Origin of the sequence: Saccharopolyspora sp. 6V (assembly GCF_020176785.1) — a bacterium.
GTDB lineage: Bacteria > Actinomycetota > Actinomycetes > Mycobacteriales > Pseudonocardiaceae > Saccharopolyspora_C > Saccharopolyspora_C gregorii.
This window is the reverse complement of record NZ_JAIUKB010000100.1, coordinates 4,871-5,834: the sequence shown is the minus strand read 5'-3', so window position 1 is coordinate 5,834 and position 964 is coordinate 4,871. Positions and strand designations below refer to the sequence as shown.

1 protein-coding gene is annotated in these 964 nt (G+C 72.6%); it reads left to right on the top strand.

The window, feature by feature from the left end; genetic code table 11:
- The first annotated feature begins 178 nt into the window (after positions 1–178).
- Positions 179–835, top strand: a complete 657-nt coding sequence (locus LCD35_RS19625) for a fasciclin domain-containing protein (RefSeq protein WP_225044616.1) — start codon at positions 179–181, stop codon at positions 833–835.
- Positions 836–964 lie beyond the last annotated feature (129 nt).

Sequence of the window (964 nt, the reverse complement as noted above, 5' to 3'; positions counted from 1 at the left end):
CCCCCGTCCTCCCCGACGGCGCCACCGGCTGGCACTCCGTCTTCTGCACCACCCGCTGACCCGCCCGAAAAAGATTCCGGAAAAACCACCGATCGACCCGTCCGGAACCACCCCGGCACCGAACACCCCACGACAACAACGGAAAACGCCCCGGGCGACACCCGAGAGGAACACCCCCATGACGATCCGCCGCCGCGCCGCAGCGATCACCGGCACCACCGCCGCCCTCGCCCTCGCCCTCACCGCCTGCGGACAAGGCCAGCAGAACGACGCCCCCGCCGCGCAGGAACCCGCACCCGCGCCCGCACCGGCCCCCGCCGCCGACGGCGTCACCACCGCCGACGACGTCTTCGGCCCCGCCTGCTCCCAGGTCCCCAGCGACCCCAACGACCCCGGCTCCGTCCAGGGCATGATCGACGACCCGGTCGGCACCGCCGCGAGCAACAACCCCCTGCTCACCAAGCTCACCGCCGCCGTCCAGGCCGCCGGACTCGGCGACACCCTCAACAAGGGCGACGCCAACTACACCGTCTTCGCTCCCGCCGACCCCGCCTTCGACGCCGTCCCCGCCGACACCCTCAACGCCCTGCTCACCGACCCCGCCCAGAAGCAGCAGCTCACCGACCTGCTCACCTACCACGTCGTCCCCCAGCGGATGGACGCCGACGGCATCGCCCAGGCCGGCAAGCTCCCCACCGCCCAAGGCGGCGAACTCACCGTCGAAGGAAGCGGCGACAACCTCAAGATCAACGGCGCCTCCGTGCTGTGCGGCAACGTCCCCACCGCCAACGCCACCGTCTTCGTCGTCGACAAGGTCCTCATGCCCGGCAAGTGACCCGAACCGGGTGCCACACCACCCGACCGGGGTGGCCCGGCCCACGTGCGGGCGGCGGGCAACGGCCCCCCCCCCCCCCCCGGGGGGGAGGTGACACACCAGCTCCGGGACGACCACACACAACCCCCC